Raw genomic sequence first — 7,279 nt, 5'->3', positions numbered from 1 at the left:
GGTGGAGGTAAACGGGATCGAACCGATGACCTCTTGCATGCCATGCAAGCGCTCTCCCAGCTGAGCTATACCCCCTTGCTGCAACGTTGCACTGCTTCGTTGCTGCGATTCAAAAATTGTAGCACAGCGTTTTTGGGGCAATTCCGGAATGCATGACTTTTTTATGTCGCCCTGCATTCCGGCGCCCTGCTCAAGCCCGGGTCAGGCCAGGCTTTGCCCATCGCGTATGCGGTGGATCTCGGCGATGTCCACCACCCAGACCAGGCCGTCGCCGACCTGGCCCGAATGGCAGGCCGTGGTGATGGCCGCACGGATGGGCTCGACCATGGAGGCCTCGGCCAGCACGCAGACCATGATCTTGTCGGAGAAGTCGGTCAACTCCTCCTTCACGCTGCGCTTGTCGATGGCGGCCGGGGCCGTGAAGCCCTCGGCTCGGAACAGCGTCACGCCGGGGAAGTTGGGAATGGCGCGCAGCGCGTCGCGCAGGCGCTCCAGGCGGCTGGGGCGCACGATGGCCCGGATTTCCTTCATGGTCATTGCAGTGTCTCCTTCATCAGGCTTCCAGCGGTTTTTCGTCAAACCAGCGGTACAGGGTCGGCAACACCACCAGCGTAAGCAGGGTGGACGAGATCAGGCCACCGATCACGACGATGGCCAGCGGGCGTTGCACCTCCGAGCCGGGGCCGGTGGCGAACAGGAAGGGCACCAGGCCCAGCAGCGCGACGGTGGCCGTCATCATCACGGGGCGGAAGCGCTGCACGCAGCCTTCGCGCACGGCCTCGGCCACGTCCATTCCATCCTCGCGCAGCTTGCGGATGCAGCTGACCAGCACCACGCCGTTGAGCACCGCAATGCCCCACAGCGCGATGAAGCCCACCGATGCCGGCACGCTCACGTATTCGCCCGTGACGAACAGGCCTATCAGTCCCCCGATGGAGGCGAAAGGCAGCACCAGGATGATCAGCCCGGCCAGCTTGACCGAATTGAACAGCACGAACAGCAGGAAGAAGATGGCCACGATGGTCAGCGGCACGATCACCTGCAGCGTGCCCATGGCGCGCTCCATGTTCTCGAACTGGCCGCCGTACTTGAAGTAGTAGCCGTCGGGCAGTTGCACTTCCTTGTCGATGCGCTGCTGCACTTCGGTCACGAAGCCGCCCAGGTCGCGCCCTTCCACGTTGGCGCCCACGACCACGCGCCGCTTGCCGCCTTCGCGGCTGATCTGCGCGGGTCCGTCCACCAGTTCGATGCGGGCCACGCTGTTGAGCGGAACCTGCGCGCCGGTGCTGGTGGTCAGCAAGGTGGCGCCGACAGCCTGGGGCGAGCCACGGAAGGGCTCGGGGAAGCGCACGACCACGTTGTAGCGGCGCTCGCCCTCGTAGACCGTGGTCACGTCCTTGCCGCCGATGGCCGACTCGATCACGCCCTGCACGTCGGTGACGTTCAGGCCGTGGCGGGCAATGGCCTTGCGGTCGATATCCACCGTGAGCGCCTGCTGGCCCGACAGCCGCTCGACACGGATGTCGGTGCTGCCCGGCACGCTCTTGAGGATGCGGGCCACCTGTTCGGAGACATCGCGCAGATCGTCCAGCTCGTCGCCGAAGACCTTGATGGCCAGTTGCGAGCGCACGCCCGTGACCATTTCATCCACGCGCTCGGAAATCGGCTGGGACAGCACGATCTGCACGCCCGGAATCGAGGACAGGCGCTGGCGGATGTCTTCGTCGATCTCGTCCTGGGTGCGGTCGGACTCGGGGTCCAGCAGCACGATGGGATCGGACTCATTGGGGCCTGCGGGATCGGCCGGCGATTCACCGCGTCCGAGCTTGGAGACCACGCTGAGCACGCCGGGCACCTCGGCCACGGCCTTCATCGCCGCCATTTCCATGCGGATGGACTCGTCCAGCGAGATGCTGGGCACGCGGTTGATCTGCGGCGTAAGCGCGCCCTCCTTCATGGTGGGCATGAAGGACTTGCCCAGCAGCGGGAACAGTCCCAGCGAGCCCAGCAGCAGCGCCACGGCCACGGCCAGCGTGGCGCGGTTGCGCGCGGTGGCCAGGTCCAGCAGGCGCAGGTAGTGGCGCTTGAGGAAGGCGATCAGGCGCGTGTCATGGTCCGCGCCGCCCTTGAGGAAGTACGAGCACAGCACGGGCGACAGGAACAGCGACACGGCCAGCGAGACCGCCAGCGAGATCGCGATGGTCAGTGCCAGCGGGCCGAACATCTTGCCCTCGATGCCCTGCAGCGTCATCAGCGGCAGGAACACCAGGATGATGATGGCGATGCCGAAGATGGTGGGCGTGGCCACCTCGGTGGTGGCCGAGAGCACGGTGCGCACGCGTGCGCCCATGCTGTCGCCGGCCTGGCCGAGCTTGTGGAACACGTTCTCCACCACCACCACGGTGGCATCGACCATGAGGCCGATGGCGATCGCCAGCCCTCCCAGCGACATGAGGTTGGCCGAGATGCCCCAGCGGTTCATCATGATGAAGGTGGTCAGCGGCGTGATGATCAGCGTGGCCACCACGATCAGGCTGGAGCGCACGTCACCCAGGAAGATGAAGAGCACCACGACCACGAGCAGGATGCCCTCGATCAGCACCTTGCCCACGGTCCACAGCGCCGAGTCGACCAGGTCGGTTCGGTCGTAGTAGGGAACGATCTGCAGGCCGCCGGGCAGCATGCCCTTGGAGTTGATCTCCTGCACGCGCTCCTTCACGCGGGTGACGACTTCCTTGGCATTGCCGCCGCGCATCATCAGCACGATGCCGGAGACGCCTTCGGTATAGCCGCCCTTGATGATGGCGCCCTGGCGCACTTCCTGGCCCAGCTGGACCTCGGCCACATCGCGCACGAAGACCGGCACGCCGCCATCCTGCTTGAGGACGATGTTGCCGATGTCCTCCAGCGACTGGATCAGGCCCACGGCGCGGATCAGGTACTGCTCGGTGACCTGGGGCAGGATGCCGCCGCTGGCGTTGGCGTTGTTGTCGGCGATGGCCTGGACCACATGGCGCACGGACAGGCCGTAGTGGCGCAGCCGGCCGGGATCGACCTCCACCTGGTACTGCTTGACGTAGCCGCCCTGCGAATTGATTTCGGCCACGCCGGGAATGGAGCGCAGCAGCGGGCGCGCCACCCAGTCCTGGATGGTGCGGCGCTCGGTCAGCTCCTCGGGCGTGAGGGCCCGCTTGCCGTCGTCGGGATGGTCCAGCGTGTACTGGTAGACCTCGCCCAGGCCCGTGGACACCGGTCCCAGCACGGGGATGATGCCTTCGGGCATGCGCGGCGTGACCTCCATCAGCCGCTCGGTGACGAGCTGGCGCGCAAAGTACACGTCGGTGGTATCGGTGAAGACCAGGGTGATGATGGACAGGCCGCTCTTGTTGAGCGAGCGCATCTCCACCAGGCCCGGCATGCCGGTCATGGCGATTTCCAGCGGCACGGTCACGAAGCGCTCGATTTCCTCGGGCGAACGGCCTGGCGCCTCGGTAGCGACCTGGACCTGGACGTTGGTCACGTCAGGAAAGGCATCCACCGACAGATTCATGGCGGCGCGCAGGCCAAAGCCGCACAGCACCAGCGAGAGCACGATCACGATGAGTCGCTGGCTCAGTGCGGCCCGGATCATGGAAGCGATCATGGGCTTACTCCAGCTCTGCGCGCTTGCGCTCGTTGTTCAGGTGGAAGGCGCCCGTGGTGACGATGACCGTGCCATCGGCCACGCCCTTGTTCACGGGGCGCATGCCGCCGCTGGCGGTGCCCAGCTCGACGGGCGTGAGGCGGTAGTGGTTCTCGCCCTTCTTGACGAAGACATGGTCGCGATCGTTCTCGCGCACCACGGCCTCGGCCGGCACGGCCAGCAGCTGGCGCACCTCGCCCTGGATGCGCATGGTGGCCAGCATCTGGGGCTTGAGGTCGCGCTCGGTGTTGTCCACCTGGGTGCGGATGGTGACGGTGCGGGTCTCGGGCGTCACGGTGTCGCCCACATGCACGATCTGGCCGGACAGCACGCGCTCGCCCAGGGCGGGCACGGCGATCTCCACGGCCTGGCCGGCACGCACGCCGCTGGCCATCTGCTCGGGAATCGCGCCCACCACCCAGACGCTGCTCAGGTCGGCCACGGTGAACAGCGGATCACCGGGCTGGGTCACCTGGCCGGAGCTGACCTTGCGCTCGATCACCACGCCGGCCCCTGTGGACAGAACGGCCGCATGCGACTGCAGCGTGCCCTTGTCGCGCAGCTGGGCGATGGCGCTGTCGGGAATGCCGATCAGGCGCAACTGGTCGCCGGCAGCGCGCTGCTCGGCGCGCGCAATCGACAGTTCGGACTCGCGGCGCTGCAGTTCGGCCGAGCCGATGACGTCGGCGGCGATCAGCTGGCGCGCGCGCTCCACGCCGCGCTCGGCCAGCGTGGCGGCGGAGTGTGCACGCAGATAGGCCAGCTGGGCGGTGGTCAGCTCGGGGCTGGCCACGCGGGCCAGCACCTGGCCCGCACGCACGCGGTCGCCCACTTCGACCAGCACCTCGGTCACGCGCCCCGTGGCGGCCGCGCCAATGCGGGTGACCTGGCGCTCATTGGCTTCGATGCGGCCGGACACCTCCTGCAGCAGCGCGATCTGCGCCTGCGCCACGGGCTTGACGGCGAAGTTGGGAGCCATCTCGGCAGTGACGCGGACCTCCATCGGGTCCTGCTCCTGGGCAGCGGCCGCCGCGGGCGCCGCCTTGGCTTCGGCCTCTTCGTTCTTGCCGCAGGCGCTCAGCGCCAGCGTTGCGGCCAGCAGGCCGGCCAGGGCCAGGGAATTCACCAAGGTGCTGCTGCCTGCGCGGGCGGCGATGGGTTTCGGATGCATATTCAAGGACATGTTCGTTTCTGATTTCGGGTGTGAGGCAGGGACGGCGCGCTTCACAGCGCGGACGGATCGTCGTAGCGGCCCGCGAGGTATTCGAGCTGTATGCGCGCCGCCTGCAGCTGGTAGCGCGCATCGAGCAGGTCTGCACGGATGGAGCGCAGCACGCGCTGCGCATCGAGCACATCGAGAATGCCGCGCTCGCCGAAGCGGTAGGCGGCCTCGGCCACGCGCAGGGCCGACTCGGCCTCGCGCACCGAACCCTGGCTCAGTGCCTGGGTGCGCAGTCGTGCCATCTCCAGCTCCTTCCAGGCCTGCAGCGTCTGCTGGCGCAGCTCGATCTGCCGGCCTTCCAGCTGCAGACGCGCGCGCTCCAGCTCGGAGGCGGCCTCGTCGATGGGGCCGCGGTGCTGGTCGAGCAAGGGGATCTGGATGCTCACGCCCACCGTGTTCAAGCGCACGTCGGGCTCGCGCGTCTGGCCGTAGCGCAGCTCCACGCCCGGCCAGCGCGAGGCCTTGGCACCGTCAAGCCGCGCCTGGGCACGCTCGACCTCCGCCTTGAGCTGGCGCAGCTCGGGATGCTCCATGGGATCGATCTCGCCCATGTCCTCGATGCGCAGCGGGTCCTCCAGCGACACATCCAGGCGAAAGCGCACGGGCAGCTGGCCTGCGGCCAGGCGGCCCAGCGACAGCTGCGCCTGCTCGGCACGCAGCCTTGCGGTCTGCTCCTGCTGGCGCGCCTGGATGATTTCGGCATCGGCCTTGATGATTTCGTAGCGGGCTGCCTCACCGCTGTCCACGCGGACGCGGACGCGCTCATGGGCCTGCTCCAGAAGGCGCACCGCCTCCTTGGCGGCCTCGACCTCCGCCTCGCGCAGCACCATTTCGTAGGCGCGCAGCCGCACCTGGGCCACCAGCGCATTGCGTGTGGTCGCCACGAAGTGCACCGAGCCCTGCTCGCCTGCCCTGGCGGCCTCCACGCGCGCACCGCGCACGGCGGGGTTCTCGATGGGCAACGCCACGGCCCAGCCCTGCACCGTGCCGGCCGCCGCGCCGGGCACGCGGGCGCTGTTGCGGCCCTGGTTCCATTCAAGCTTGGGATTGGGCAGCGCCGAGGCGCTGACCACGCCTGCGCGCGCCGTGGTCCGCGACTGCTCGACAGCGCGCAGATCGGGGTTGTGGTCCAGCACGGCGCGAACGACCTCGTTCAGGCTCAGCTGGGGCAGGCGCTGTGCGGCGGCCGAAGCCGCGGAAGCCGCAGAAGCTGTCGATGTGGCCTTAGGCGTGACCGGGGCGCGGACCGCTGCGGCCTCGGCGGCTGCAGCCGCGGCGGGTGCCGCCTGGGTCATGGGAGGCTGGGATGCCTGCGCCGAGGCACCGGCACCCCAGCCCACCAGCAGGCTGCAGATCGCGCCTTGCAAGGCCTTGCGCGAAAAGGATGGAAAACGAGCGGGGGCCATTCCCGCCAATACCGTTGGATTCACCATGGCATGCATCTGCCGCGAAACGACAGTCGAGGGGTTGAGTAAAAGATGGGCCCTCCCCTGCGGACAACGCGGGAACGGGCATGGCCGGGCCGTGCGCAGTCAGCGCGCGGACGACGGCATGGCATGCGCGCCAGCAAGGCGCGCATGAGCAGTGATCAGGCAGTGGGATGCGTCAGCCGACAAGGGGCGCAGGGCATGCCTGCGCCGCAATATGCGGTCAGCCGAGCAGGGAAGGTCTTGGAGGGCGCAGCAGCTGGCCCGGAGCGGGCGACAGGTGCGCCTGGGAATAGGTCGAAGGCGGGGCCCACAGCGACACCACCTGCACGGCGATGGGCTCGGGCGGCCAGTACATCTCGGCGGAGCGGTCCTCGCCACAGGCCAGCAGGGCCAGCAGCTGGCGGGTATTGCCGCCGTGTGCCGTCAGCTCGGCAAACTCCGTCTCGTCGTCTTCCTCGACTTCCGCGAGTTCTTCGAGGAATTCCTCATCGATGGTCACGATGGGGTGGTGCGCCAGCAAGCCATCGCTTTCCAGTCCATCGGACGATGCCGACGCCGCCACCTGTCCACAGAAGATGGACAACAGCATCAGCAAGGAAAACAGGAACGATGGCGCAAGGCGCATGGGGCGAGACGAAGGCGGGAGCAGTGAAAGTGAATGTCCCGTGATCGGGACACCATCTATTGTTACGAATGTTGAGGCAAAGTTCCGGGTTTGCCCTTAAAAAATCTGTGGCAAAGCCCGCTTTTCGCACATGCTTGCCTGCCACCAAGCGGTGGCGGCCATGCAGGCGAGCTGCGCACGGCAAAAACAAAAAAGCCACCTTGCGGTGGCTTCTTGTCTGTGCAGACGCTGGGTTTGCACAATGAATCTGGCGGAGTGGACGGGACTCGAACCCGCGACCCCCGGCGTGACAGGCCGGTATTCTAACCAACTGAACTACC

5 protein-coding genes and 1 tRNA gene are annotated in these 7,279 nt (G+C 67.3%); all 6 read right to left on the bottom strand.

Annotation, left to right across the window (positions count from 1 at the left end; translation table 11 throughout):
- Positions 1-2: 2 nt before the first annotated feature.
- The 6 genes from LGR64_RS28500 to LGR64_RS28475 all read right to left on the bottom strand — a co-directional run bounded on the left by LGR64_RS28500 (position 3) and on the right by LGR64_RS28475 (position 6,923).
- Positions 3-75 (bottom strand) — tRNA-Ala (locus tag LGR64_RS28500).
- Between the two features lie 126 nt (positions 76-201).
- Positions 202-537 (bottom strand): P-II family nitrogen regulator, encoded by a 336-nt coding sequence (locus LGR64_RS28495; RefSeq protein WP_013801593.1) that lies wholly within the window; start codon positions 535-537, stop codon positions 202-204.
- A 16-nt stretch (positions 538-553) separates the two neighbouring features.
- A complete protein-coding gene (locus tag LGR64_RS28490; protein WP_065348134.1) occupies positions 554-3,643 on the bottom strand; it encodes an efflux RND transporter permease subunit in 3,090 nt (1,029 codons plus the stop codon).
- 4 nt (positions 3,644-3,647) lie between these two features.
- The gene (locus LGR64_RS28485; protein ID WP_034395847.1) at positions 3,648-4,865 is read right to left on the bottom strand and encodes an efflux RND transporter periplasmic adaptor subunit; all 1,218 of its coding nucleotides are present in this window, start codon (positions 4,863-4,865) and stop codon (positions 3,648-3,650) included.
- A 41-nt stretch (positions 4,866-4,906) separates the two neighbouring features.
- Positions 4,907-6,337 carry a TolC family protein gene (locus LGR64_RS28480; RefSeq protein ID WP_096916752.1) on the bottom strand — a complete coding sequence of 477 codons (1,431 nt, stop codon included), beginning with the start codon at positions 6,335-6,337 and terminating at the stop codon, positions 4,907-4,909.
- 217 nt (positions 6,338-6,554) lie between these two features.
- Entirely contained in the window at positions 6,555-6,923 is a 369-nt protein-coding gene (locus LGR64_RS28475) for a hypothetical protein (protein WP_224986538.1), read from the bottom strand.
- Positions 6,924-7,279: the final 356 nt, after the last annotated feature.

Source organism: Delftia sp. Lp-1, assembly GCF_020523835.1.
Lineage (GTDB): Bacteria > Pseudomonadota > Gammaproteobacteria > Burkholderiales > Burkholderiaceae_C > Comamonas > Comamonas acidovorans.
Note: the sequence above shows the minus strand (reverse complement) of the source record. Positions and strands in the feature narration are given on the sequence as shown.